The 1649-nt window shown below is 81.0% G+C and carries 1 pseudogene; it reads right to left on the bottom strand.

Going from position 1 to position 1649, the window contains the following annotated elements:
- A pseudogene (locus HG542_RS35595) lies at positions 1–1649 on the bottom strand (FtsK/SpoIIIE domain-containing protein); the annotation flags it as partial.

Here is a 1649-nt window from a genome sequence, read left to right as displayed (position 1 = left end):
CGGCCCAGCGGGCGGTGAGCGAGGCGGGCGTGGCGCGGGCGAGCCCCAGCTCGTCCAACAGCCGTGCCGTGCGCGGCAGTACGGCCGCCACGCGGGCGCCCCCGTCGGCGCCGGTGCCTTCCGCCATGCGCAGCGGGGCCAGCGCCCGGGCGAACCGCTCGGCCCAGGCGGCCGACACCGCGTCCACGGCGGCGACCAGCGTCGTGCCCGCGACGGCCGGCACCACCGCGGGCACGACGGGGCCCTGCGAACCCGCCGGGGCGCGTTGGATGACCTGCACGACCGTGGCCACGTCACCGCTCAGCAGGGCCACCGCCCCGCACTGCGCGAACGCGGGGGAGGCGGCCTGGGCCGTGGCGAGGGTGGCCGACACGGGGGAGGAGGGCGTGGTGGCGGGGGCCTCCGCCAGGCAGACGACGTGGATGCCGGCCGCCGCGCCGCTCCCGGCCAGCCGGGCGACGGTGTCCCGCAGCGCCGGGGAGCCGGGGTCGCCGTCGACGACCAGCACCGTGTGCGGGCCGCGGTGCTGTCGGGCCGCCGCGGTCACCGCCTCGGGGGGTGCCGTGGCCCAGCCGGGGCCCAGCGGGCCGTCGTCCAGGCGGCGGACGAGCTCGGCCGTGCGGGCCTCGGCCTGCTCGCGGTCGTACGCGAGCAGCAGCCGGCAGTCCTGCCCGTGCGCGGGCCGCGCATGCGGCAGCCAGCCGAGCCAGGACCACTCGGCCAGCCGCTCCTCGGCGGGGCGCGCGCGGTCCGCGCTGATCAGCACGTATTCGAGCGTGGCCGGGCGGTGCAGGGCGGCCAGCTGGGCCAGCACGGACCGGGCGAGCCCGGACAGCCGCTCGCGCGGCCCGGCGAGTCCGAGGGAACCGGCCTGGCGCAGGCCGACGGTGATCGGAACGGAGGGCAGCAGGCCGCGGTCGGCCGTGCCCAGCCGGACGGTGAGCAGGTCGGCGTGGTCCGGCCCGCGCTCCCACAGCCGCGGCCCGGGCCCGAGGGCCGTCAGCAGCACGGTGGCCGGATCGGGCCAGCGCTCGCGCAGCGCGGCGGCGGTGGCGAGCGCCTGCTCCGCCTCGCTCTCCGGGCCGTCCGCCTCGGGGTCCTCGCCGCTCCCGCGCTGCGCGGTGCCCCGCCCGGCGGTGAGCCGCCGGGCCCAGGCCCCTATCCCGCGGCCGCGCTTGCCGCGCCGCGGTCCGGCCTCGTCCGCCGCCGCCTCCGCCTCGACGGCGAGGGGCAGGCCGCGGCCGCCGAGGGTTTCGTGACCGGTGTCGTCGTGACCGCCGCCCGGGGCGAAGGAGACGGAGCCGGTGCCGTGGACGGTGCCGGCGCAGCCGGAGCGGGCGGGCGCGGGGCGGCGGACGGTGCCGCCGTCGGGACCGAGCGTTCCGGTGGCGTAGCCGGTGGGACCGGCGGCCGGCGGATGATCGGGTGCGGCGGCTTGCGGGGGCACCGTCACCGGGGCCGCTGCCGCCCCCGCACCGGTCGGCTGCGCGGGCACCCTCGGGACGGGACGCCCGGTGCCGTGCGCGGGCGTCCGCCCGTCGGGGGCCGGGGCGGCCGTGGGCACTCCGGGGGCGTGCTGGGCGGCGTTGTACGCGGACGCCTGTCCGGCGTCGGCCGGCGTTCCGAGGCCGTGTTGCCCGGCACTGTAG

This window comes from Streptomyces morookaense, assembly GCF_013030945.1.
GTDB lineage: Bacteria > Actinomycetota > Actinomycetes > Streptomycetales > Streptomycetaceae > Streptomyces > Streptomyces morookaensis.
This window is presented reverse-complemented; position numbering and strand designations above follow the sequence as displayed.